This is a genomic window from Rhodococcoides kyotonense, assembly GCF_900188125.1.
GTDB lineage: Bacteria > Actinomycetota > Actinomycetes > Mycobacteriales > Mycobacteriaceae > Rhodococcoides > Rhodococcoides kyotonense.
In genome coordinates, this window is the sequence record NZ_FZOW01000013.1 from 1 (window position 1) to 24,438 (window position 24,438).

Annotated in this window: 22 protein-coding genes; 11 read left to right on the plus strand and 11 right to left on the minus strand. The window is 63.8% G+C overall.

Annotated features, from left to right (window positions below; translation table 11 throughout):
• A partial coding sequence (locus CHB96_RS20250; protein ID WP_141136511.1) for an HNH endonuclease signature motif containing protein occupies positions 1-1,038 on the plus strand: 1,038 nt, incomplete at its 5' end.
• Between the two features lie 273 nt (positions 1,039-1,311).
• On the opposite strand, the gene CHB96_RS20255 is transcribed toward CHB96_RS20250, so the two are convergent.
• Positions 1,312-1,515 carry a zinc-ribbon domain-containing protein gene (locus CHB96_RS20255; protein WP_089249619.1) on the minus strand — a complete coding sequence of 68 codons (204 nt, stop codon included), beginning with the start codon at positions 1,513-1,515 and terminating at the stop codon, positions 1,312-1,314.
• Positions 1,516-1,605: 90 nt separating this feature from the next.
• On the opposite strand from CHB96_RS20255, the gene CHB96_RS20260 reads away from it, so the two are divergent.
• The 3 genes from CHB96_RS20260 (at position 1,606) to CHB96_RS20270 (ending at position 4,221) form a co-directional block, all read left to right on the plus strand.
• Positions 1,606-1,914, plus strand: a complete 309-nt coding sequence (locus tag CHB96_RS20260; RefSeq protein ID WP_176444400.1) for a type VII secretion target — start codon at positions 1,606-1,608, stop codon at positions 1,912-1,914.
• Between the two features lie 64 nt (positions 1,915-1,978).
• Complete coding sequence (locus tag CHB96_RS20265; protein ID WP_176444401.1) at positions 1,979-3,673, plus strand: alpha/beta hydrolase; 1,695 nt, start codon at positions 1,979-1,981, stop codon at positions 3,671-3,673.
• Entirely contained in the window at positions 3,670-4,221 is a 552-nt protein-coding gene (locus CHB96_RS20270) for an LppA family lipoprotein (protein ID WP_089249625.1), read from the plus strand. Before CHB96_RS20265 ends, CHB96_RS20270 begins: the two co-directional genes overlap by 4 nt.
• Position 4,222: 1 nt before the next feature.
• Here the strand turns inward: CHB96_RS20270 and CHB96_RS20275 are convergent, their stop codons facing one another.
• Together CHB96_RS20275 and CHB96_RS20280 are read right to left on the minus strand one after the other, a co-directional pair.
• Positions 4,223-4,930: a GAF and ANTAR domain-containing protein gene (locus tag CHB96_RS20275; protein WP_089249627.1), complete on the minus strand. Its 708-nt coding sequence runs from the start codon at positions 4,928-4,930 to the stop codon at positions 4,223-4,225.
• 99 nt (positions 4,931-5,029) lie between these two features.
• Positions 5,030-7,213, minus strand: coding sequence for a putative bifunctional diguanylate cyclase/phosphodiesterase (locus CHB96_RS20280; protein ID WP_089249629.1), 2,184 nt, complete (start codon positions 7,211-7,213; stop codon positions 5,030-5,032).
• Between the two features lie 191 nt (positions 7,214-7,404).
• Between CHB96_RS20280 and CHB96_RS20285 the strand changes: the two genes are divergently transcribed.
• The 3 genes from CHB96_RS20285 (at position 7,405) to CHB96_RS20295 (ending at position 10,405) form a co-directional block, all read left to right on the plus strand.
• Positions 7,405-8,391, plus strand: a complete 987-nt coding sequence (locus tag CHB96_RS20285; protein WP_089249631.1) for a glycosyltransferase family 4 protein — start codon at positions 7,405-7,407, stop codon at positions 8,389-8,391.
• A gap of 247 nt (positions 8,392-8,638) precedes the next feature.
• Positions 8,639-9,331 (plus strand): ZIP family metal transporter, encoded by a 693-nt coding sequence (locus CHB96_RS20290; protein ID WP_089249899.1) that lies wholly within the window; start codon positions 8,639-8,641, stop codon positions 9,329-9,331.
• Between the two features lie 24 nt (positions 9,332-9,355).
• A complete protein-coding gene (locus tag CHB96_RS20295; RefSeq protein ID WP_245865950.1) occupies positions 9,356-10,405 on the plus strand; it encodes a hypothetical protein in 1,050 nt (349 codons plus the stop codon).
• Between the two features lie 78 nt (positions 10,406-10,483).
• Here CHB96_RS20295 and CHB96_RS20300 read toward each other — a convergent pair whose 3' ends face one another.
• Together CHB96_RS20300 and CHB96_RS20305 are read right to left on the minus strand one after the other, a co-directional pair.
• Positions 10,484-11,434: a type IV toxin-antitoxin system AbiEi family antitoxin domain-containing protein gene (locus tag CHB96_RS20300; protein WP_089249633.1), complete on the minus strand. Its 951-nt coding sequence runs from the start codon at positions 11,432-11,434 to the stop codon at positions 10,484-10,486.
• A 121-nt stretch (positions 11,435-11,555) separates the two neighbouring features.
• The gene (locus CHB96_RS20305) at positions 11,556-12,152 is read right to left on the minus strand and encodes a TetR/AcrR family transcriptional regulator (RefSeq protein ID WP_089249635.1); all 597 of its coding nucleotides are present in this window, start codon (positions 12,150-12,152) and stop codon (positions 11,556-11,558) included.
• Between the two features lie 53 nt (positions 12,153-12,205).
• On the opposite strand from CHB96_RS20305, the gene CHB96_RS20310 reads away from it, so the two are divergent.
• Complete coding sequence (locus tag CHB96_RS20310; RefSeq protein ID WP_089249637.1) at positions 12,206-12,964, plus strand: SDR family NAD(P)-dependent oxidoreductase; 759 nt, start codon at positions 12,206-12,208, stop codon at positions 12,962-12,964.
• A gap of 73 nt (positions 12,965-13,037) precedes the next feature.
• Here CHB96_RS20310 and CHB96_RS20315 read toward each other — a convergent pair whose 3' ends face one another.
• Both CHB96_RS20315 and CHB96_RS20320 read right to left on the minus strand, forming a co-directional pair.
• Positions 13,038-13,970, minus strand: coding sequence for a TIGR01777 family oxidoreductase (locus CHB96_RS20315; RefSeq protein ID WP_089249639.1), 933 nt, complete (start codon positions 13,968-13,970; stop codon positions 13,038-13,040).
• Positions 13,967-14,629: a TetR/AcrR family transcriptional regulator gene (locus CHB96_RS20320; RefSeq protein ID WP_245865952.1), complete on the minus strand. Its 663-nt coding sequence runs from the start codon at positions 14,627-14,629 to the stop codon at positions 13,967-13,969. Before CHB96_RS20320 ends, CHB96_RS20315 begins: the two co-directional genes overlap by 4 nt.
• Positions 14,630-14,750: 121 nt before the next feature.
• Here CHB96_RS20320 and CHB96_RS20325 point away from each other — a divergent pair, with 121 nt between their 5' ends.
• Positions 14,751-15,722, plus strand: coding sequence for an endonuclease/exonuclease/phosphatase family protein (locus CHB96_RS20325; RefSeq protein ID WP_089249643.1), 972 nt, complete (start codon positions 14,751-14,753; stop codon positions 15,720-15,722).
• Between the two features lies 1 nt (position 15,723).
• Here CHB96_RS20325 and CHB96_RS20330 read toward each other — a convergent pair whose 3' ends face one another.
• The gene (locus tag CHB96_RS20330) at positions 15,724-17,199 is read right to left on the minus strand and encodes an alpha/beta hydrolase (protein ID WP_089249645.1); all 1,476 of its coding nucleotides are present in this window, start codon (positions 17,197-17,199) and stop codon (positions 15,724-15,726) included.
• Between the two features lie 23 nt (positions 17,200-17,222).
• Positions 17,223-17,858 carry a hypothetical protein gene (locus CHB96_RS20335; protein ID WP_089249647.1) on the minus strand — a complete coding sequence of 212 codons (636 nt, stop codon included), beginning with the start codon at positions 17,856-17,858 and terminating at the stop codon, positions 17,223-17,225.
• 138 nt (positions 17,859-17,996) lie between these two features.
• On the opposite strand from CHB96_RS20335, the gene CHB96_RS20340 reads away from it, so the two are divergent.
• Together CHB96_RS20340 and CHB96_RS20350 are read left to right on the plus strand one after the other, a co-directional pair.
• Positions 17,997-18,602, plus strand: coding sequence for a TetR/AcrR family transcriptional regulator (locus tag CHB96_RS20340; RefSeq protein ID WP_089249648.1), 606 nt, complete (start codon positions 17,997-17,999; stop codon positions 18,600-18,602).
• A 364-nt stretch (positions 18,603-18,966) separates the two neighbouring features.
• Positions 18,967-19,359 (plus strand): hypothetical protein, encoded by a 393-nt coding sequence (locus CHB96_RS20350; RefSeq protein ID WP_089249652.1) that lies wholly within the window; start codon positions 18,967-18,969, stop codon positions 19,357-19,359.
• A gap of 1 nt (position 19,360) precedes the next feature.
• On the opposite strand, the gene CHB96_RS20355 is transcribed toward CHB96_RS20350, so the two are convergent.
• Positions 19,361-22,621, minus strand: a complete 3,261-nt coding sequence (locus tag CHB96_RS20355) for a protein kinase domain-containing protein (protein WP_089249654.1) — start codon at positions 22,619-22,621, stop codon at positions 19,361-19,363.
• 186 nt (positions 22,622-22,807) lie between these two features.
• Entirely contained in the window at positions 22,808-24,289 is a 1,482-nt protein-coding gene (locus tag CHB96_RS20360; protein WP_245865954.1) for an FAD-dependent oxidoreductase, read from the minus strand.
• Between the last annotated feature and the right edge of the window lie 149 nt (positions 24,290-24,438).

Sequence of the window (24,438 nt, forward strand, 5' to 3'; positions counted from 1 at the left end):
TTCGGTCATCAGGACGAGTGTGGGTTGTCGACGATGAGCGGGGTGGTCGATGCGGAGTTGCGGGCGTACATGGAGGCGGTGTTCTCGAAGTTCGCTAAGCCCGGCAAGTGCAACCCTGCGGACGACAAGCCCGACGTGGACGGACCCGACGACGACTCAGACGCAGACGACAATCCAGGCGACGACGCCGACAGCACTGGCGGCGGGCAGGAGGGGCCGACGCTGTTCGACGACCCCGACGACAACCCAGACGATCCAGACGATGACCCAGACGATGACACCGCCGCTATCGCTACCGGTACCGCCGGTCCTGGTGCGGCCGATGCCGATTCTGCTGGTGGGTCGGAGACATCTACGTCCGAGAAGGCTCGGGCCGAGGTCGATGCCGAACTCCGGGCTGTGCGTGATCTCCGGGGTCAGGGGCGACGTCAGCATGATGCGTTGAAGGTCGTGTTGCGGCAGATGTTGGCGTCGGGGAAGCTGGGGCAGCATCGGGGTCTGCCGGTGACGGCGGTGGTGACGATGACGTTGAAGGACCTCGAGGCGGGGACCGGTCATGCGTTCACCGCGACCGGGTCGATGGTGAAGATGCGCGATGCGATCCGGATGGCCTCGCATGCGCATCATTATCTGGTGATCTTCGACAACGATGGTCGGCCTTTGCATCTGGGCCGGTCGAAACGTCTCGCCTCGAAAGATCAGCGGATCGTGTTGATGGCTGCCGATCGTGGGTGCAGTCATCCGGGGTGCAGTCGGCCGGCGACGTGGTCGCAGGTGCATCATGTGAACGAGTGGGCGAAGGGTGGTTGCACCGATATCGAGGATTTGACGTTCGGGTGCGATCAGCATCATCGGTTGGTCGGCCCGGACGATACCGATTGGGCGACAACGAAAGCCGGACCCGAGCACCAGTATCCTGGTCGGACGTTGTGGCATGCACCGGCGACGGTCGATCCCAGTCGACGGGGGCGGGTCAATCATTATCACCACCCAGGTGAGTATCTCGACCCGGAACGATCCGGCGCCCCGCCCACCTGACCCGAGGGCGGCACCTGAACAGGCACCTGAATAGACACCGTGAGCGGCACAGAAGCACCACCTGTGCCGCCTACAGTGCTGCGCTGGGATGGTTCTGGGCAGGTCACCGCCAATTCGGCTGTGCCAGAAGGCCGGACGGGCATATGAAGGGCGCATCCGGGGACCACCACGGACGTCGCGAGGAAGTGCCGACCACTAAATGTGAGCGACTCTCTGCCCGAGTAGTTCTGGCGCCCACGCAAACGCATGTGCATTTACGTGGCAGGGCGGGGCTCACGCCTCGACAGCTGTACCGCAGATTCCGCACTGTTCGAACTGCGAACGCTTCCAACGCGCGATGGGGACGAAGAACACCGTGAATTGGTTGTACTGACGCATACGCGACCACTGCGTGGTGTTGTGGCATCGCGGGCAGGTTCGAGTCGCGCCCGGGCCGAGTGGTTTTCGCTTGACGCCGTAACCGAAGAGGAAGAACACAACGCCAGCATAGGTGCGTTCATGCGACTACGCTGTGGCGCGGGGTTTCGTCGATCGCTGCAGGGGGCGAAAGTGTCGGACGGATTTTCGGTGGACAGTTCTGTCGTGTGGGAGGCCGCGGCGCGGACTCGGGTCGTCGCACAGGACGCGGATGACGCACTCGCGTCGCAAGAATCGGTGCTGCGGGACTGTCATGCAGGCTGGTCGGTGCGGAGCCGTCGTGAGTTCGAGAACTTTCTGGACCACTCGACCGCGCGTCGAACAGGATTGAACGCCGCTCTCACGCGCCTGGACGACGGGCTGCGCCACGCCGCCTATTCCTACGAACAGACCGACGCGAGTGCTGCTGCCGTCGTCGAATCGTCGAAACCCGGGGATGGTCCGCTTCTGTCTTGGTGACGTGTCGGACCCTGTGTGTACTCTGATTTTCGGCTTCCTGGGGAGGGGTCAGGCGGGGGTGGGGATGGATCTGCAGGCGATCGACGCATGGGACGTCGGCGCGCTCGAAGCCGCGATCAGCGCGTTGACGGCGCGGGTGCGCGCGCTCACCGATGTGCAAGACCAACTTCGGTCGATCTCGGCTCTGCCGGGGTGGGAGGGCGACGCGGCCGCGGCGGCACGCGACGCTGGAATCGTGACGCAAGATCAAATCAATAGGGATGCAACCGAAATCGGAGCCGCACTCACGGTGACACGGCAGACTGCGGATGCCGTCGTACATCTGAAGACGCAACTGCAAGCGCTACGGGACCGGGCCGCCGCGAACGCGCTGCTGCTGTTGCCGTCGGGCAAGGTTGTGGATCTTCCGTCCACGGCATTGCCGACCGACCCGGTGGACGTCGCCGCCCGGAACGCGCTGAAAACCGATATCGAGGATGTTGCTCGCGCACTGATTGCGCAGGCGTCGGACATCGATTCCGATGCGGCACAGGTGTTTGCGAATATCGCCGACGGCAGTATCGCCGTCGGCGGTGTGGATCTCGAGACTAGTCTGGCTGCGGGGACCGGGCAGGGGAGGTTGACCGCGCCGTTTCCGCCGGAGGGCGCGTCGGCGGAGCAGGTCAACGCGTATTGGGACGCGCTGCCGGAAGGTCAACGCGCCGAGATGATCGGCGAACATCCCGAGCTCATCGGCAACCTCGACGGCATCCCGTCGGCGGCGCGTAGCGAGGCGAATATCAGTCGGATTCCCGAGGATCGGGAGCAACTCGAAAAGCTTGCAGCAGACTTGCGAATGAAGCTGGAGAACAACATGTTCGGAGGATGGCTGTCCAACGACGATGCGGGTTTGGGGATGGTCGAACACAAGCTTGCCGATCTCGACGCGATCGAACAGGCACTTCGTGAGGACCCCGAAGCGCTGCTGACGGTGTACGACATGACGAGTCACGAACGCGGGCTCGCTGCCATCGCGATCGGGAATCCCGATGTCGCGGACCACATCACCGTCACCACGCCCGGACTCGGAACCAATGTCGGAGAGTCGATGGGGTCGATGACCGACGAGGCGACTCAGCTGGGCCGCGAGATGCGCAACCAACTCGCGCAGTCGGGACACGGCGACCAGACCGTCGCCAACATCGCCTGGATCGGCTATCAACCGCCTGAGCTGGGCGGGGTCAGCTGGTGGGACAGCGTCTCGGGGGTTGGCGATGTCTCCTCGGACGACATCGCGGAGGACGGCGGTGCGGCGTTGGCGTCGTACTACCAAGGTCTCGACGCGGCATCCGACAAACCTGATCCGCACATCAGCGCGTTCGGCCACTCCTACGGTTCGCTGACCACGTCGGAGGCGCTGCAGCAGGGTGGCGCATCGGTGGTCGACGACGCAGTCCTCTACGGGTCCCCCGGGTTGAACGCGCAGTCGCCGTCCGACATGGGCATGCCGTACGAGAACGTGTGGGTGATGGATGCGGAGGGCGATCATGTGACGAATGTCGGCAGGCTCGGACCATTCTCGGCGTTCGACGAAGGACCGTACAACGGTAATTACCAACAACTTTCGACGGCCGATGCAGTGACGCCGGACGGTGTGTCGCGTGAGGGTGCGTACGGGCACTCGGGCTACCCACGATCCGGCGACAACGGATTCCTGCGAACCTCGGGCTACAACCTCGCGGTCATCGGGATCGGCCGACCGGATCTGGTGGTGAAATGATCCGTTCGGCAAAGATATTCGGGGCAGTGGTGTGCACGGTCGCGCTGATGGCCGGTTGTGCACGTGAGAGCGAAGGGCCGACAGTGAATGCACAACAGATTGCAGAGATCAAAGACGCTCTGCGCGCGAAGGGGCCGGTCGAGGACGAGCTACGACGGCTCGACCCGGTCGTCCTCGAGATGGCAGAGGCCGTGTCGGCGGTAGTCGGAGGGCTGACGTGGACTCGCATCACCGAGGGTCGTCGGCTGCCGTGCGAGGCGGTCCCGGGGGATCCGGGAAGCGCGTCGGCGTGGACGGTGGACACCGTCGCGTTCGACGGGCCGATCCCCGACGCACTGTGGACCGACGCAGTGGCGCGGGTGCAGGGCATTGCTGTGCGCGTCGGCAGCAGTGAACTCGTTGTGCGCGTGGACAAGCCGGGGCATCACGACGTGCAGTTCGTTGCGTCGGACAAGACACAGTTCGGCCTCGCGTCCCGGGAGGCGGCGGCGATCTTCGCTCAGACCGGGTGTTTCCTGAATCTCTCGGACCAGGGTTCGGGGGCTTGAGCTATGCGCTTTCTGTGTCGTCGTCGAGTGAGCCCTGGTTGTGCACGATGTCGTGAGCCAGGTCCGAGACCGGCTTCGACTCGGCGAACGCCCGGGCACGCAATCTCGCCGACGCCTCCTCCGGTGCCACTCGCAGCGTCGCCGCCAGAATTCCTACCGCAATGCTGACGTCGGTCCGTGCCAGGTTGAACGGACCGTCGCTCGGTCGAAACGTTCCCTCTTCGATCGAACGTGCGTACGTCACCAGTTCGACCACCACCGCCATACCCAGCGCCGCGGACGCACGTTCGGCGGCAGCGTACTGCTCGTCGGTCAGGGGCGCGGGTTCCCGGCGGTAGAGCTCGAGGACCCCGAGCTTCGCGTTGCCGCTGAGCAGAGGGAACGCGAAAACGCTGTGGATGTTCAGCTCGGTGGTGAGTTCGGTCGCGAAACTCGGCCAGACCGTCGAGGTGCCGATGTCCGCATGGAGCTCGGGTTCACCCCGAAGGAAAGCCTGCAGGCAGGGACCTTCGCCGGTCGTGAACTGCAGCTCGTCGATCCGCGCGGCAGCCTCGTCGGTGGAGTGGAGGAGGTCACGCTCGCCGGCGTCGTCGGTCAGGACCGCGACGGCAGCACCGTCGACATCGACCTCGGTGAGGCAGCGTTCGGTGATCCGGACGATCCGCTCCAGTGCATCCAGCTGCGGATCGCCTGTCTTTTCCTCGGTCACCTGGTCTCACTCCCGTCGGCGTGCGCGTCGTACCGTCCTGTACCCCGAAGGTGCGCAAAGCTAACGTGCCGATGTCAGGCGTGGGCAGGGGCCGGGGAGCTACGCGAGGAGTGCGGTGAGATCATCCGCGACCATGGGCCGCCCGAAGAGATAACCCTGCGCGATGTCGCATCCCGTGGCGGCGAGTGCGTCGAGCTGATCCTGAGTTTCGACACCCTCGCCGACGACGGTCACCTTGAACGCCTTGGCGAGCGACACGATTGCGGTGACGACGGCGATCGCGCGGGGCGCCGGGAGTGCACCGATGAACGACTTGTCGATCTTGAAGCATTCGAACATCGGATAGCGGTCCAGGTAGGAGATGGAACTGTGGCCCTTGCCGAGGTCGTCGAGCAGCAGTGACACGCCCATGGTGTGCAAGGCGGTGAGTGTGTCGGCCACGCGGGCGGTGTCGGCGACCCACACCGTCTCCGTGATCTCCAGGCCCAGAGCCTGCGGCGGAAGGTTGGTCTCCTTCAGTACTATCGCGACTTCGTCGGGGAACATCGGGTTACGGAGTTGCAGCGCGCTGACATTCACGCGAATCTCGATGTCGGAGAAGCTGCGCCACTTCGCTGCCTGCGAGCATGCCGTGCGCAGCGCCCAGGATCCGAGTGCCGTTGCAAGGCCGGTCCTTTCGGCGACGGCGACGAACTCGCTCGGATCGACGAGTCCGTGCATCGGATGCTGCCACCGTGCGAGCGCCTCGACGGCGACGATCTTGCCCGTTGTGATCTGCACCAGCGGCTGATAGGCAAGCGTCAATTCGCCTCGGGTGAGGGCATTTCGGAGGTCGATCGACAACGATCGCACGCGGTCCGCGTCGTACAGATCCCCCGTGTCGAACACGGCGTAACCGCCGCCGCTGTCCTTGGCGCGATACATCGCCAAATCCGCTTGGTGGACAAGCTGTCTCCGCGTCGACGTCGGTTCCGACACGGCGATTCCGATGCTGCCACTGAGCGGGACGGGTGCCTCGGCCGTCGACACCGGGGCTGCGATGGACGTCGTGATTCGACGTGCAAGGGCCTCTGCGTGTTTGGCGTCGTCGATGCGCTCGCAGATGATCAGGAACTCGTCGCCGCCGAGGCGAGCGACGGTGTCCTCCGGTCGAACACTGCCCGCGAGTCGGTGGCTGAATCGCACCAACGCGCGGTCGCCTGCGTCGTGGCCGAGGCTGTCGTTGATGATCTTGAAGTCGTCGATATCGAGCAACAACAAAGCGACAGAGCCGGATTCGTCCTTCGCGCGTGCGAGGGCGTCGTCGATGATCTCGTACGCCAAGGTGCGATTCGGGAGGCCGGTGAGGGCGTCGTGCATGGAGCGTCGCCGGAGTTCTCGATCGAGATCGATGCGCTTGAGAGCCGTCGACAGCACACTGGTGACGGCGGTGAGAAACTCGATTTCCTGATCGCTGTAGTCGCGACTCTCGGCGCTGTAGACGGACAGGGCGCCCCACGGGTCGGGGGACGAGATCGGGACCGGCACGGCCATGCCGCTGTGCAGCCCGAGAGCTTTCATCGCTGACGTGTCGAAGCGGTTCTCGCGGCCGACGTCCGTGCAGACGATCGCAGAATTGTGCGCAATCGCGTACCCGGCCAGCGACTTGTCACCCGCAGGTACGACGGGACTGTCGCCCATCGTGCGCGTCACCGCGTCGATCCTCAGGAAAGTGTCCGACGGGTGTGCGTGGCGTGCGATGGCAGCGGATTCGACGCCGATGAGCATCGACGCAGCCGCCGCGGCCGCGTCGAGCAGCTCGGGGAGTTCACCGGACACCGCGAGACGGCTGAGATCCGCAAGTGCGTGCTTCTCTGCCGCGCTGCGACGCGCCTCGACGACGGACTCCTCGAGCTGGCGGTCGCGTCGAACACCTTCGGTGCGGTCGCGGATGATCGACGCGATGAGGTCGGGTTTGTCACCGTCGCGGCGGATGACGAACGTCGTGATCGCGACGGGAATGCCGGCCCCGCTGACGTGATGGCGTAACTCGCTCATGCCCTGCCAGAACCCGATGGTGCTCAGGCCGTCCTCGACTTCCGGGGCGACGTCCAGGCCTTGCTGGGTGAAGAAGTCTGCCGTCGTCAGGAATGGTTCTTCCGGTAGCGCGGCACGACCGATCAGGCCGAGACCGGCCTCGTTGACGAAAACCACGCGTCCCGAGAACTCCGACAACGACACGAAGTCCGGCGAGTTCTCGAGCAGGGCCCGCAGAATCACGGGGTCTTCCGTGGGGTCGGGCATCGGGTATCCGTTCGGATAGGTCTCTGGGCGTCTCAGGTCGGAGTCGATCCTTTCCGGTCGACATGCTCGAGTCCATACAACAGCACGCAGGGGTCGATGGCGCGCATTGTGGCTGCTTACCCCTTTCGTGTGGGGGCTACGCCCCAGGTCCGGTCATTCGTTCGAACGACAGATGGGGCAGTATTGCGCTCATGGCCCACCCTGTCGAGATCGTGTACGACGCGTCGACCGACGTCGACCTCTGGGCTCAGCGTCACGCCAACGGCGAGGTGCCCGACCGATTCCCCTACGGACTCGACCGAATTGCCAACCACGGGTTGGACGTCGACGTGCGCAGGTCGAAGGACCCGCTCGTCGGCATACCAGGGCGCCTGGAGCGACGGCTGGATCACGCGTGGCGACAAGGTGCCACGCTCGCCCGCGGCGGCCCGGTGCTCAGCTGGGACGAGCGAGCAGGCATCCCCGCGGTGCTGACGACGCGCAGACCCGTTGTCACAGGAGCTATCTGGGTCAACGACGACCCCTACCGGCTTGCATCCTTCGCGCTGCCGAAAGCGGCTGCGGTGTGGGCGTTGTCGACGGCGCAGCTGCCCGCGTTGCGTGAGATCGGCGTCAAGAAACCGGTGTACGTGCCCATGGGAATCGACGCCGACTTCTTCACGCCGGAGCCGCAGTCGACAGAGCGAACGGTACTCGGCGTGGGCAACGACAAACATCGAGACCACGCGACGTTCTGCGCAGCGGCGAACCTGCTCGATGCGAAGGTCGAATTGGTGACGCGGCTGCACGTGGAGGCGCCGGGACGCGTCGACGTCGTACCGCATCTCTCACACGCCGATCTGCGGGACAGATACCGACGCGCACGCGTCGTCGCGCTGGCGTTGAAGCCGAACTTGCATGTGTCCGGCGTGACGGCCCTGCTCGAGGCGATGGCGTGTGCTCGGCCGGTCGTCATCACCGACAATCCGGGGATTCGCGAATATGTCGACGACGGGGTGACGGGCATCATCGTGCCTCCGGGTGACGCCGAGGCCATGGCTACAGCTGTGCGAACGCTGCTCGACGACCCCGCGAAGGGCGACGACATGGGCCGTCGTAGCAGGGACGCAGTCGACGCGAAGTTCACGACGGAGATTCAGGCTCGGGCGCTCGCGGGTCTGGTGAGGGCGGTTGCGTGATGCGGATTGGTGCAAAACCGGCAGCCGGATAGGTTTTTGGGCCGTTTTTCTGTCAGAATGACGAAATGGTCTGGTGGATAGTAGGCATCGCCGCGGTGTGGATCCTGTTGGCCCTGGTCGTCGCCTTGCGCGTCGGGCGGGGGTTCGGGTCCCTGCGTCAGGAGGATGACGACGATTAGTGCACTCACGATCGCCGTTTGAACTGTCTCCATCCTGGCGATTCGTGAGCGGTGAACGGACCTCTGTCTTGACCGCGCTCGGAGCTGCACTCTATGGGCTGGGCACCGCCCTTCCTCTGGTCATCGGGGCTGCCGTGGGACTGCGCTGGTCGCTGCCCAAGCCGTTGCTGGCCGCGATGATGGCCTTCGGCGCAGGCACGATGATCGCAGCCGTGTCGTCGGAACTGTTCACACCGGCGTTCGAGCAGGCGGGCATCGTCATCGCAGGCGGAGCCCTTTTCCTCGGCGCGGGGGTGTACGTCGTCGCGAATCATCTGATCGAGAACAAACTCGGGCCGGCCGCGATCGGGTGGGCATTGATGCTCGGAACCGTGCTCGACGGCGTACCCGAGAACACCGCGTTAGGGGTGTCTCTGACCAGCGGCGGAGGGATAGTGCTGTTGGTGGCCGTCGCGGTCGGCAACGTGCCCGAAGCTGTCGGCGGTGCTGCACTGATGCGCGACCAGCACAATTTCAGCCACTCCCGGGCGCTCGGATTGTGGACCGCGACTGCCGTCGTACTCGTCGGAGTCACCGTCGTGGGATACCTGCTGTCCGACGTCATCCCGGACACCGGCATCTCGACGGTCCAGGCCTTCGCCGGTGGTGCGACGCTGGCAGTCCTCGCAGACTCCCTGATGCCCGAGGCCTACCGAGACGGCGGCTGGTGGGTCGGCATGGCAACGGCAGCGGGGTTCCTCGTGGCCTTCGCGCTCGGGTGAGAGTCCGGTTTAGGGTCTTCAGCCATGGGCGTCGTATCGATCTTCCGGGCTGTCAGGCTTGCGCGTGGATCGAGGCTAGGCGTCGTCGTGCTGGTGTTGCTCGTATCGGGGTGCGGCGTCGGACGATCGGTTCTCGGTATCGATACGGTGTCGTATCGACCTCCCAATGCTGAGGTCGTCGCCGCTGCAGAGTGCTTGTCCGAGAACATCTATACCGCCTTGACCGGCCTAGGTCCGTGGGATCCGGCGTTGACTGCCAACGCGCCCGAGCCGGGATACCCATTCGCGCTCTTCGAACCAGTGGCGGTGGTGCGTTGCGAACGAGGTATCGACGACGCCGGGAAGCTGAGCGTGGACACGGTTCGCCTTGACGGCGACATCGATGCGGTGACGAGGGCATTCGCGGCTGATTCCGAGCGGTTCGCGGACCACATTTTTGCGGAGTGCGCGTACTTCTCGGAACTGCCGGCCGGTCTGTGGCTCGTGGACGAGTCCGGACGAGCGCTCAGGCCGGCGTGGCCGACGATTCCGTGCGGAATGCAGCAGGCGCCGCTGGACGCGTTGCGCGCCCTCGAAGAAGTGTCCCGAACCTCCCATCCCACCGGCGTCGACGTCGCCGCGCTGTCCTGTGGAGGGGAACCCGGAATCGAATTCGAGACTACGACAGCCGAATACGTCGACGCCGCGGTGGAGCGCGAGCGTGCGGACGGTCGGATGCTGGCCCCCGCCCTGGCAATGCCCACCGACGACGTTCGAGCGCTCAGTGTGTGCCGGTACCCCGTTCTGCCGAACCAGGATCCGCCCGAGTACGTGCCTGGGTCGACGCTCGTCCTCGGGGGCGACGAGAGTGTGTCGGTCGTCGACGCATTGTTGAATGCCCCTATCGCGCAACCATGTTCGGACGTGGCGACGCGTCTGGCGTCGGCGGACCTGTTGCGGGCCGACGGGTCCGGAGGTGCCTACGTAGTTGTCGAGCTCGACGGGTGCCGGCGGGTCTCGGGGTTCGGCGCGTACCGTCAGGCGCCGGATGGAGTGGTCGACGCGCTGGCCCGGATCCCCTTCGACGCGAAATAACCTCCCCTATTTGGGATCCGAACCCCCTGCAGAAGGTTCGGATCCCAAATAGGGGAGGTTATTTCGGGCGCGCGCAGGCTACCGACGCCTGGTGTCGGAATACGTCCCGCCCGGCGCGCTGTGTTTGGCGGCACGGGCGAAGGCGGCTTCGAAACGCGCTCGGAGCAGCTGTGGTGACTCGAGCTCGTCCCACTCCCAGCGAACCACTGTCCACCCGAGGTCGACCAGGCGGTTCTCGCGGTTCTTCTCCGCTATCGCTACGTCGTCCGCCTTGGACTTGTACTTGAGCCTTCCGTCGAACTCGCCGATGACTCCGAGCTCAGGCCACAGGAAGTCGACCCGTGCGACGAATTTGCCTGCGCCGTCGTAGACCCATTGATTCAACAGAGGAGTGGGGATCTGCATGGCACCGAGCAGCAGACGGCTTCGCGACTCGCCGACACTTTCGCTGCGACTGGACATGAGCCCCACAGCGTGGCGGGCTTGCGCTATTCCAGTTTTGCCGTGTGCGGATGCCAACGCCTCGTCGAGCTCGGTGGCCGTGGTCAACCGCCTGTTCAGAGCGTAGTCGCCGACCGATACCGCCTGTGCCGGCGTCGTCGAGAGCGCCAGGTCGACCACGGTTCTGGCCGGTGTTGTCACACGGAGCCCATCGGTCGTCGTCCACTCGCCGGCGTCGATGGATGTCCCGTGCAGGATGCGTCGTCGACCCTTCTTGCCTGCATAGCTGCGTCCGATGGTGAGGTTCACCTTGTCCAACGGAATGTTCCATGTATCCATCCCATGGACCACAGCGGCGGATACGTGGCTGAGAACGGCTTCGTTGCCGGACTCCTGGTACACGGCCCTCGACAGAAGCGAATGCTGTTGGTGCGCCGTCATTTCGCGATACAACGCAGTGCGGATGAAGTAACCCCTGCGGACTGTGACGATCGTTCCCGTTGCACGTCCTCTACGTAGATCGTCGTCCGTGAATCCGGTCGCCAGGGCTTCTGCGCGGGTGAACATGCCGGGTTGATCGAATTCCATACCGTGTTCGACGCGCTGGACTGCGCTACGGATCCGTTCGGCGCGAAATAACCTCCTCTATTTGGGATCCGAACCCTCTGCAGGGGGTTCGGATCCCAAATAGGGGAGGCTATTTCCATCGCTACATGTTTGCGCGCACGAGGGCGACGCCCGCCCGCGCGATCTTCAGTAACTGACTGCTGCTCGCTCCGTCTCTGGCTTGGACCGACATTCCTTGAATCAGGGCCGCGAGGGTGCGCGCGAGGCCGTCGACATCAGCGGCCGGGTCGAGCTCGCCGTCGACAACGGCCGTGTGAAGGCGGTCGCGCAGTGAGGAGAGGGCCCGATCTCGTTCGGCTTCGACCACGGCTGCGGCAACCTTGCTGTCTGGGCTGGTGGCCAGTAGTCCTGTCGAGACCAAGCAGCCTCGGCCGGGTTCGGTAGTGAACTCGCGGGCGGCGCGTTCGAGGTACTCGGTGACGGCGTCGGGCAGGGGGAGATCCGACCGAATACCGAACCCGTATTGCTCTTGGTAGCGCTGCACGGCGCGTTCGAAGAGTCGTTCTTTCGAGTCGAATGCCCTGTACAGGGAGGGTGCCGACAGCGAGGTGGCCTCTTGTAGCTGGGCGATGCTGGCGCCGTCGTATCCGTGTTGCCAGAAAACCATGAGAGCGCGTTCGAGCGCCTCGTCCGGATCGAACGAGCGGGGCCGGCCTGCCTTGCGAACATCGGATTCCATAGTGATTGCTACGATATCGTGCGGCATTTCGTAACGATCACTACGGAGGAACGATGGAGCGGTCAACCGCTTTGATCACGGGTGCATCCCGAGGAATAGGCGCGGCAATTGCTGAAGCTCTCGCCGAAGAAGGCGTCTCGCTCATCGGTGTGCACTACGGGCACGATCGTTCGGCCGCCCTCCGAACGGCAGAGCGGATCGAGAAGCTAGGCGCGACGGCTGTGCTCATCGAAGTCGACTTGTCGTCGGGGGTGACGGCCGGCGTGCGAATCGCCGAAGCATGGCGGGCAGCCGTGGCCGAGTACGGATACTCGGGCACTGACATCTTCGTCAGTAATGCGGGGATGAACGGGGCCCAATCGCTGTCGGATCTCGACGGCGAGACATACGCGAACGTGCTGGACGTCAACCTCACTGCTCCATTGTTTCTGCTGCACAGCCTCGTTGAGCACATCAACGAAGGAGGGCGCGTTATCGGAGTGTCGACGGGTTATGTGCGCATCGCAGCACCTACGCACGTTGCGTATTCCGCGTCGAAAGCAGGCTTCGAAGGCGCATTCCGCTCTGTGGCACCGGAGTTGGCGCGTCGAGGTATCACCGTCAACGTCGTGAGGCCGGGGGTGATAGACACCGATATCAACGCGGACTGGATCGACCTGCCCGGTGCGAGGGAAGGTGCTGCAGGGCTGTCTGCCTTCAACGGTGTCGGGAAACCGAAAGATGTTGCCGGGGTGGTCCGCTGGCTCGCCGGCGATGCTGGTGGTTGGGTTACGGGGCAGGCCATAGACGTGACCGGAGGGACTGGGTTGTAGGCGCCCACTATGGGTCCACAGGCTGATCGACGGCCGTTGGATTGAGGTGCTGACAGGCTGTAGCTGACGACGCTCAGCCGAGGGCGACGGGGAGAAGGCCTCCCGGAGTCTTGGATGCAATGTCGCTCAGGGCGTTCGGCAGAGTGGAGTGTTCGAACTGGAATCCGCTGTCCATCAATACATGTGGATGGACCCACCGGCTCTTCAGCACGAGCTCCGCTTCGGTGCGGATGATGCGCGCACCGAATCGGAGTAGCCATGCGGGAGTCGGCAGACCGTGTTTACGACCCAGAGCATTGCGTAAGTGGTGCATCAGTTCGTCGTTGGTGACCGGGTTACATGTTGCGACATTGACCGGCCCCGAGATGTCCGAATGCGCGTAGATGTGGTCGATAGCGCGGGCGACGTCGCCGACGTGCACCCAGCTGAACATCTGACCACCGTCGCCCTGTTTGCCCCCGAGACCGACTCGCGCCAAGTTGATCAGCGGATTCACCGCGCCACCGCCCGCTCCGAGCACTATCGAAAGTCGAAGTGCGACTGTGCGTATCGGGACTTCGGCGTCGAACATCTCGCGTTCCCACGCCCGCGCGACCTCGACCGAGAATCCGCTGCCGTTGTCGCCGGTACGTTCGTCCATCGGACGGTCTCGCGCGTCGCGATAGATCGTTCCCGTGCTGGAGTTGACCCACAGCTCAGGTGGTCGAGTTGTATCTTTCAGTGCACGAGCGAGTGCGGCGGTGGTCTGAACGCGGGAAGAGAAAATGGCGTCGGCGTTGGATTTGTTGTATCGGCAGCTGACCGAACGTCCAGCGAGGTTGACGACGAGGTCCGAGCCATCGAGTGCCCGTACGAGGCTGTCGTGATCGGACCATGTCGCGGTGTTCGCACTGCTGCGTCCGATGGTGCGTACTCGACTTCCGAGCTCCTCGTAATGTCGGCGCAGATGGTGGCCGATGTAACCCGTCGCGCCACAGATGGCGACGACGGAGGGCGAATTCGTCACGGCTGCTTGTCCTCTCGTGTCGTCATTCGGTGCAGGAGATCGGCGACGTCGGTGACCAGCCCTCGCGCCACCGGAAGGCGCGCCAAACGAACAGCTTTCGCGACGACGGGAACAAGGCCGTCGATCAGCGCCCTGGTGCGCGCTTGGTCGTCGGACGAATCGGTCACCCAATGCAGGGTGACGGCCAGGTAGGTCGTCCAGAGCAAGGTCGGCAGGCTGTCGTCGAGCGACTTGGGGAGCTTCTGTCTCGATGCCGTGAGCGCGGTTCGCATGAGGTCGATCGCCATGGAACGGGCGTCGGACGATTCGTCTGAGAACGGACTGGAACTGGACTTCGTCGGCAGCGCCAACTGAAGGAACGAGCCACCGAACGCGTGATAGGGAGCCATCACGTCGATCCCTCGATGCAACACGGTGGCCAAGTTGTCCGCGAGGGAGGCGCCCTCGACGATCGCGGGCAGCGCGAGGTCACGGTGTTCGCGCTGAATCACCATGTACAGCTCGCGTACCAAGTCGTCCTTGCCGGCGAAGTAGTAGTACGCGTTGCCGAGGGACACGCCTGCTTCGTCGGCGATCCGGCGCATGGTGGTGGCCTGGAAGCCGTCCTCGCGGAACAGCCTCAGTGCGGTGTCGACCACCCTGTCACGCGTATCGGCCACGAATCGGCTCCCTTCTTGAACATGTTCAAACGAACCTACGCGCAGATTTGAACATGTTCAAGAGGTCGTGAGTGGCAATGTATAGAGGGGTACACATTTTCGCGCACGAGGGGTACTGGGTATGAGCTTCCTGACCGACAACGTTGCCGCGCGCCGGGTCGCGCAGGTGGCCGGGCTGTCGGGAGTCGCCGCGGGAGCCGCTGCTGTCGCCGCGATGTTCACCGACCGCCCGATCAACCCGCTGATCGCGCTCGCGTCGTTCGTGCCGATCCTGCTCACCGTCACGCTGGTGGCTGCGCTGATCTGTCTGGTGTTCCGTCGGTGGGTTCTGCTGACCGTCTCGGCGATCCTCCTCGGACTCGGCGCCACGGTGATCAGTCCGCTGTACATCGCGAACGGACAGGACATCGACGCACCGACCGTCCGTGTGATGCAGGCGAACCTGCTGTTCGGGGCGGCCGATCCCGTCGGGCTCACCGACTCGGTGCGCACCCGGAGCGTCGACATCCTCACTGTTCAGGAGCTGACGGTCACGTTGGCCGGATCGTTGCGGGAGCAGGGGCTCGAACAACTCCTGCCGTACCAGTACCTGATGCCCGACGAGAACGGCGGCGGTGGGGCCGGCATCTACAGTCGCTATCCCCTCACCGAGACGCGCGAGCTCGACGGCTATTACGGTCCCACCAATCTTGCAGCGCAGGTGCAGTTTTCGACTCCGTTCACGCTCTTCAACGTGCATCCCGGTCCCGCCGTCGTCACACCTCCCGACGTCTGGACCGCGGAACTGACGAGCCTGCGCGACGCGTTGGCCGGGGCCGCCACCGCAGACGACGCCGTCGTCGTCAGCGGTGACTTCAACACCACGTACACGCACAAGCAGTTTCGTGATCTGCTCGACGCCGGATATGTCGATGCCGCAGACCGTTTGGGTATGGGGATCGTGCCGACATATCCGGCTGACAAGCCGTACCCGGCGATCGTGGGCATCGACCATGTGTTGACGCGAGGTGCGGAGCCGAAGTCGTTGGAGCGCATCGTGATCCAAGGTTCCGACCATCACGGGTTGATCGTCGACGTGGCGGTGCCCGACTGACTCACGGTGCCGGGCAGGTCACATCTTCGTCCGGCATGGTGCCGTCGACCAGGTAATCGGTGATGACGTCCTGGGCGCACGGGTTCTTGCCCAGGTTGTACACGCCGTGGCCGCTCCCGTCGACGGTGAGCAATCGGGACCGGTCGCCGAACTTGTCGTCGATCAGTTCGCCGTTCAGCATCGGAGTGACCGGGTCGCGCTGATGCTGTGCGACAAGGATATTCGTCGGGCCGTCGTCGTTCACCTCGACGGGCGGTTCCGTCTGATCTATCTGCCAGTACGCGCACGGCATGATGTTCGCGGCCGCGGCACCGAACAGCGGGTACTCGGTGCGGTCTTCCTTCACGGCCTGCTGGTAGGCCGCGGGGTCGTCGGGCCATTTTACGTCGTTGCACGTCACCGCCAGGAACACCGACCAGTTGTTGTCCATCTGTGGGGCCAGCGAGCTGATCGCGGACACCTGATCCGAGGGTGGAGCTTGCCGCAGATATGCCCAATTCTCCGCTGCCGCATCGTAGGACGCCGGGTTGTACAGCGTGACGAATGCCGCCAAGCGGAAGGCGCGCCCGTCGACTCCTTCGACCGGGGTGCGGTCGAGCTTGTCGGCGAGGGAGAAGTAGGTATCGCGTACCTGTTCCGGCGTACTTCCCAAGCCGTACTGCTCGTTTCGCTGTGCTGCCCAGTTCTCGAAATCCGGGAAGGTGTCCTCCATGCCCACGGCGTAGCTTCGCATACCGTCCTGATCGAGATGGGTGTCACCGATGTTGCTGTCCAACACGATTCGGTCGGATGTGTCCGGGAACAGCGATGCGTACGCGGCGCCGAGTGCGGTGCCGTACGAGTATCCGAGAAAGTTTCCCTTCTCCTCGCCCAATGCCGCACGGATGCTGTCGAGGTCGCGCGCCATGTTCGCCGTCGTCACATGTTGCGTGCGCCCGTCGTTGTTGGCCGCACACCGATCGGCAACCTCCTCAGCGGTTTTCGCCTGCTCGGCGAATGCCGCATCGTCGAATGCATAGGGTGGGACGGCGCCGTAGTACTCAACGTCGTCGGTGAATCCACAACTGATCGGCGACGAGTGACCGATGCCGCGGGTATCGATGCCGATGAGATCGTAGGAATCCAGCACTTCCTGCGGCATTCCCTGCTGAACAAGGAAATTGGGTTGGTCCAATCCGGTGCCACCGGGTCCTCCCGGGTTGAGCATGAGCGAACCGCGTCGTTCATCGGGGTTCTCGGACTGCAGGCGGGAGATCGTGAGGTCGATCTGTTCGCCGTCGGGATCGTCGTAGTCCAAAGGCACAGGAACTGTGGCGCACTGCAATCGGGGCGGTCCCGTTTCCGGATTCTCGACGCCGTCGGGACATGTGGTCCACTGCAGGTCGGCGGGTTCGGGGGCTGCCTGCGTGCTCGTTTGCGCGCAGCCGGCGGCGAGGATGGCCGTTAACGCAACGGCTGGGATCAATCGGGATCTCATGGTGTACCTTTCCGGAGGTCGTGTCAGGTGCCGACTGCATCGAGCAGCCAGTGGTACCGAAGTCGAAGCGAGCGCTCGACGCTGCCGATCACTGCACCTGCGCCGAGTGCGATGTTGAGCCACAGGGGCAGATCGATCGGAGACGTGAACGTGCCGATGGAGTCCGCTATCGGTGGGATACGCGAAATGGGTTCCGCCACTTGCAGAATCAGGAGTGCAACGCCGACGACGAGCATGGCTACCGAGACGATCCCGATGAGCCGACTGGTCGCCGGGTGATTCTGTTCGAGGCGAGCGCGACGACCTTCCGCCGACGCGGGGTCCGGACGGAGTTGATGCTCGGTTCCGTCGTCGGCGATGTAGTGGCATCGTTTGACGCCGGAGCCGCTCATGGCCACCTCGACGGTGCCGCTCTCGACGGGGAACGCGGCCGGCAGTTTCGATTGCGCGACGTGTCGGCCGTCCTGGTAGAGGTTGGCCTTCACCTCGCCGGAGCTCTGGTTCTGCCAGTGTCGGACATCCACTGCATAGGTCTCGCGGAGCGAGAGGTGGAACAGCGCACGGCCGGGCAGTTGCCACCATCGGAACGGCTGGAGTGCGCGTCCGTCGCCGGGTTGTAGGCGCTTGGCCGCTCGCTGACGCTTCCACTGCTCGAGCATTGGATCCCTCCTGTTCGACGGACTAGCACGCTGTACTATTGCGGTCGGTGACACGACAGTAGCACAGTGTGCTAGCACAGCGTGCTAGTCCGCTGATTCACGCGAACGCATAAGCGTGTGCGTGGGAGAGGGAGAGCGATGGCAGAGCAGAAGAAGGTGCTCGATTCCAGGGCCAAGGTCATCATCGCGGCGTGCGAGATGATCGGCGAAGATCCGGCATCGACGCTGAGTGTGCGGGCCGTGGCGTCGCGCGCCGGGGTCAGTATGGGGTCGCTGCGGCATCATTTCCCCACGCAGCGCGCGCTACGGGACGCGGTCCTGCAAACGATCTACGACGTGGCGACGCCCGACGACCAGATCATTCACGACGAGTCGGTTCCCGCCTCCGAACGGCTCGTCCAGTGTCTTCGGCAGATTCTCGCCCCGCAGGTCGGCGAGAAGGCGCGCGACGCCTGGATCAAGGTGTTCGACGCTTTCATCCGGCCCGATCCCACGGAACAGATGCGCACGACCTACACGGCCATGTCGAACGAGGGACTGAGTCGGATGGAGCACTGGCTGACCGTGCTCGACAAGGAGGGCGTCGTCGCCGACGGTGACGTCGCCAAGCAGGCGGGTTTTCTCAACGCCGTCATCACGGGCATCTCGATCGAGCGGGCTCTGCCCGGCGACCTGTCGGCACTCGAACGGGAGAACGCAATCCTGTACACGGCCGTCGACGCGGTCTTGAAGTCGCCCAGGTGACTACACGCCGGGGATCGGAAACTTCCAGATAGCCAGGACGACGAGGGTCATGATCGCTGCGGTGTACGCGACCGTGCCCAGCGCGTGCGATACGGCTTTGATCACGTCTTTTCTCCTCACTGGTTCCGTCGCTGGAATGCCCCACGATCGCCGAACCACGTCACGATGTGCATCGGCCGATATACCTGTTTGCATACCTGTTATCGAGTTGGGCGCGCCCCGAACGGAATTCGGCAAACAAACCGACTTGTATCGACGTCGTGAAGAACAGGTACCTCACCCCGCCGAATGGACGGTTACAGACGGGTGTGCGTGGGCGAGCATGGGGATACCCCCCGATTCGAACCGTCCTCCCGAGGCCCCGATGCACCTGACGCTTGTTCCACCGCTGCAAGAACCGAAGCCTCGACGGCAGTCGGCACCGACCGACGCAGTCACGCGCGCCCCCGACCTCGGATGGGTACGGCGCTCGCTCGGCTGGTGTGACCTTCTCTCCCGTGAACGGTCGCTCACGGGTTCCGACCAGGCGCTTGTCGCCTTCGCTATCGAATGGGCGCCGTACGGCGGTGCCGATGCAGAGAGCGTGTTCGTCAAATTCGGCGTTCAGCGCACCAGATTTCTGCATCTTCTGCAGGCGGCCATGATGCCTCGACCCACCGAGCCCCGACGGTTCCGCGGCATCAAGGCCGACCTGTGTCGCGAGCTGTTGCTCGCGTGGCAACCTGCGGTCCGGCCGACTGCCCGGCCCACTGCATGACTCAGTCTCGCGTCTGATCCGCAACCCATGCCGCGACCTGCGCCCGCGACGTGAACCCGAGCTTCGCCAGAATATGTTCGACGTGTCCCTGCGCGGTGCGAGGCGAAATCACCAACCGTTCGGCGATGCCCTGATTGGTGAGACCTTCGGTGACGAGGTCGGCAACTTGCTGTTCCCGCTTGGTGAGTGGGGTCGTCTCCGGGGTGTGGGAGGCTCCCGACGAAGATTCACGCAACGCGTACGCAATGGCGTCGCCGAGGTCGAAGTGCTCGCCCCGCCGGTAGGCGACGTCGAATGCCTTGTCTCCCAAGTCGTGACGCGTCCGAACCTCGCAATTCTTGTGGAATACGAAAAGATTGGGATGTATCACCGGCGAGCTACCGAACGAGTGCGCCACACCGTCTGCTGCGCCGAGTAGAACTGCTGCACGGACAGCATCGTGTTCGACGGCGATCCACGCCAACGTAGCGAGTGACGACGTGGTGATGCGTGGATTCCGCAATTGGCGCGCCAGTTCCAACGCCTCGTCGAGTAGCCCGACCGCTCGATCTGCGTCACCCATCCGCCAGACGTCGATACCCATGGCCCACAACGACCGTGACCGGTACATCTTCTCGCCGTACCGCTTGGTGACGGCGAGAACATGTTCGTGGCATTCGATGGCCTTGTCCAGCTGCCCGCTCAGGCCGTACGCGAGCCCCAGCAGATGCATGGCACTCGTCTCGAGTGTCCGCTGACCTCGAGCGCCGAACTCCTCGATTGCGGACTCGAAAAATGCTGGAGCCGAGCGGATGTCACCGCTGTGCAACGCGACGGTTCCGTCCGCGTTCGCGATCAACGCGCGCATCATCGGGTCGTCGGCATTCTCGGACAGTGCGTGGGCCTGCTCGACGAGAGCAACTCCGGAGTGATGGTCGCCCTGCACGTTCGCCATGGCGGCGGCGAAACACAGTGCCTTGACCCACTCGATCGTCGGCGGACCGCTCTGGTGGGGGAGGAGTCGGGCGAGCCAATGCCTCGCGTCGGTGTAGAGGCCCTGGGAAAGCCCGAACCAGTACAGCGTCGTCACGATGCGGAGACCTGCGGAGGGGTCGTCGTCGATGCAGAATTCGAGGGCCTCGCGAAAGTTGGGCCGTTCCCGCTTCAATCGGGCGACCCAGTCCACTTGGCGCGAACTGATCCAGTCGTTCTCGGCGTCGGACGCCAGTTTCTCGTACCACGCGCGATGACGTCGACGCATGAGCAAGGTTTCACCCGTCAGCTCGAGCTTCTCGTACGCGTACTGGCGGATCGTCTCGAGCATCCGAAACCGCACCACGGACCCCATTCGCTCCCTGATGAGAATCGACTTCTCGGCGAGGGAGGTCAGGGCGTCGAGCAATTCGTCGGATTCGAGTCCCGCACCGCACACTTGCTCTGCCGCGTCGAGTTCGAACGTCGCAGCGAAGACGGACAGCCGACCCCACACCAATTGCTCTGTAGCAGTGCACAGTTCGAAACTCCAGTCGATGCACAGCCGCAGCGTCTGCTGACGATCCGGCGCACCTCGGTTTCCCCGTGTCAGCAGCGCGTACCTGTCGGTGAGCCGATCGAGAATCTGTTCGGGCGACATCACCCGCAGCCGAGCGGCAGCCAATTCGATCGGCAACGGCAAACCGTCGAGGCGAAGGCAGATGCCCGTCACCGCGTCCGTGTTCTCGTCGGTCAGCGTGAATCCGGGAGCCGCAGCGGCGGCGCGTTCCACGAACAGCGTCACCGCGTCGTACTTGGACACCGAACGCAGCGACGGCCGCAGTTCCGGATTCGGAACGGTCAACGGTGGAACCCTCAGCACTGCTTCGCCGGCGATGCCGAGAGCCTCCCGGCTGGTCGCGAGGATCCGCAGTTGTGGACAGATCTGCAGCAGCGTCTCGCTCAGCTTCGCGACGGCGGACACCATCTGCTCACAGTTGTCGAGAACGAGGAGCAGCTCTTTCGGCGCGAGAAACTCGATCAGTACGTCGCGCAGCGGTCGGACGGACTGATCTCGCAATCCGACGGCAGCGCTCACCGCGTCGATCAGCGACGACGTCTCGCGAAGATCGGCCAACTCGACCAGATGCGCGCCGCCCGCGTAGTCCCGCTGTACAGCAGAGGCGATCCGCACTGCCAGCCGCGTCTTGCCGACGCCTCCGATGCCCGTCAGCGTCACCAGACGGGAACTCGACAGCTGGTTCTTCGCCGCCGTGAGTTCCTGACGACGGCCGACGAAACTCGTCAGATCCAGGGGCAGACTGCCCGTCGTGCCACTGAGTCCAGTGGGAACTCTCGGCCGCGATTGCGTCCGGGTCGGGGCCGCAGGCTCACGAGGTTCCACGACGGGATCCGTACGCAGTGCCATCTCGTCGACGACAAGCTCATGGTCCCGTTGCAACCGTCGCAACTCCTCGCCGAAGTCGGCCGCCGAGACCGGACGCTCCTCCGGAACGCGCGACATCGCACGGGCGATCGCGGCCGCCACGTCGTCGGGAATGCCCTGCTCTCGAAGGTCGGGTACCGACTGCTGCGTTATCCGGAGAAACTGGGCGACGACCTGCTCGCCGCTCCGACGCTCGAACGCGGCGTGGCCGGTCAGGGCGCTGAACACCGTGGAGCCGAGGCTGTAGACGTCGGCCGCCGGTGTCGGCGGATTGCCCGCGAGCACTTCGGGGGCGGTGTAGGCAGGGGACCCGGTGACCGCCCCGGACGTCGTCTGGAAGCCGCCGGTGATGTGCGCGATCCCGAAGTCTGCGAGCTCGGGTTCGCCGTAATCGGTGACCAGGATGTTCGCGGGCTTGATGTCTCTGTGCAGGATCCCGAGTCGATGCGCAGTCTCCACCGCACCGGCGATCTTCACCCCCAGCCGAAGGGCCTGGTCCAACGGAAGCGCGCCCCCGCGACGGATCAACACGTCGACGGAATCATGCTGGTGGTACGGCATGACGATGAACGGGCGACCACTTTCAGTGGCTCCGACCTGCAAAATGTTCACGATGTTCGGGTGGCCGGTCAGCCGTCCCATCGCCCGCTGCTCCCGGAAGAAGCGAGAACGATTCTCCTCGTCGAGTTCGACGGTGAGAACCTTGACCGCGACGGTCCGACTCAGCTCGCCCTGAACGCAGCGGTAGACGACGCCGAAGCCACCATGGCCGATCTCCTCGGCGTCGTCGAAACCGATCTCGGCCAACTCCGCAGCAGGTGACGGCGGGTACCTCTGCGTGTCAACCGGTTCGTCAGGGCACATCGGGGGGCTGCTCACTGTCGTCGGACTGCGGCTCCCACACTGGTCCCGACGGCACGACCAGCATGGCTGCACCGTGGGCTTTCCTCTCGGCACCGTATCTCCAGAGTAATCTTTTCGGCTCCCGATGGCCCGGAATGGGCAGCTGAAATACGACCGCACCGAGTCGCAGGGACCGGGCAGTCGGCTTCACCTCTGCAGGGGCCCGCACCTGACGTCGAAACGCTCGCGCACTGTGTCCAGCGTCTTTCTGTGGTGTTCGCGGTCCCGGTGATGTGTCCGCAGGAAGGCGAGGGTGCCGATCATCCTGCGGTGCACGGGGTACCAACGATCGAAATTCAGGCCGCAGTCCTGAAAGACTTTCTGCGGGACAGCGTCGAAGATGACGCTCAGGTTGTGTTGGTTCAATGCAAGCGCGGTCCACACCAAAGTCTCTTTCGCCTTGCGAGTGAGGTCCTCGGCGTCGAGCTCGTACAGCGGTACTTCGTCGAGCTTGCCGAGAAGCAAGAGATGCGTCAGGAAGTATCCCGCGAACGAACTGAAACCAATTGTCACGGAACGCGTATTGATCGACACGGCGGTGCCACGAGATGAGACGTATGGCTCGTAGGCCGAGTTGTCTCGGAAAATGTAGCCCGAGCAGTTGACCAGCCAGCTACCAGGCGGGATGTGCCGTGTTCTGCCACTCCGGTAGCGAAGTTCGATTCCGTCGGGGTGGTCGATCGCGTCCTCGAAATACTCCATGTCCACGGTAGATACCTTGGAAGAGATTGCTTCTGCTTCCGACTTCGACAGTAGACCGTTGAAGAACTGACGTGACGGTCGAACTGGCTGGACTGCGTAGTCCGACTGGAACCACTCCCTGACGTCGTCCTCGTTCGTCCCATCGAAACGAAGCGCGGCTGTGTTGAACAGGCGAGTTGGAAGCGTCCCGCTCAGCAGTCGTCGAGTTCCGTTGGGTACCAACTTGTCTCGGTCGATGAAGTAAGTTCCCTGTCCAGCGATGATGTTGACCTCTCGGCCGGGATACTCGGTGACCGCGAGGTGAGCGGTATCCATCGCCGTCTTCCCGCCGCCGACGATCCAGATCGGTGCGCGACTCCCTCGCATGTCGTGGCCGCGGAAATCGAAGTAGTCCGGTGAGACGGAATGAATACGGCTGCTGGACACCTGAAGTGGCTGTTTGGGGTTGATCTCGAGCCCGCTCGCCTTGATCACTCGCTGAGCTTGGATCGTAAGGCGCTGCCCTGAAATCGATTTCGCTGTCAGGCGGTTGCCGGATTCCGACTCGACGTGGTCATCGACTGTCCATCCGTAGTATTCGACCAAGGAGACGCGCTGCTCGATGACGTCGATGCAGTGGTCGAAGTGGTCCAGGACTTCGGACTTCGTCGCTAAGTGCGAGCGATCCTCATCCAGAGTCCACTCGATGTTCCCCGCAGTGAACAGTGGGTGCGGCTGGTGCAGGCGAACATAGGGGTAGGTGTCGACCCACATCCCGCCGGATCTGGGACGACGGTCGACGAGGACGATCTTCTGGTCTCGCGACAGATACTGCGATGCGACCGCCGCAGCATTCAGCCCGGCGATACCGGCACCGACGATGCAGATGTCGCAGGTTTCGATCAGGTCTTCACGCTGGGGTTCGGATGCATCGTTCAAGGATTCCACGGTCCTTTTCCTTCGCATCAGTAAATGTGAAGTGTCTGAAGCCTTTCCGTACCCAATTCTGCCCGAGCGCCCAGCGAAAATCTCCGGTAGTCGACGATTCGCGGCGTTGACCGTCGAAAAACCTCCTCTATTTGGGATCCGAACCCCCT